1 protein-coding gene is annotated in these 288 nt (G+C 31.6%); it reads right to left on the reverse strand.

Annotated features, from left to right (window positions below):
- Nucleotides 1–202 (reverse strand): EamA family transporter (locus HC175_RS23220; protein WP_168140104.1); only part of this gene is annotated, 202 nt, incomplete at its 3' end.
- Between the last annotated feature and the right edge of the window lie 86 nt (nucleotides 203–288).

Raw genomic sequence — 288 nt, forward strand, 5'->3', positions numbered from 1 at the left:
TTGCCGGAAGCTTTAAAATATCATTTATTTTTTTTTGATAAACCAGAACACAAAAAAGTGTGAGGAGTGATACAGAAACAGAAAGACAAAGAAGTTGTAGAAAATCGAAATAGTTCAGGGAGATTTTCATGGCCGTTGCCACTGTTCCCCAAAACAAGACCGCGATTAGAGCGTATAAATAAGCTTTCTTTTGTTCTGTCATAGTGCAATTTGTTTTAGCTGGGGAATAAACAATTATAAATTCAAATCGATTCCATATTTTTTTTACAAATATTAATTTATTGAACA

This window comes from Salinimicrobium oceani (genome assembly GCF_012037645.1).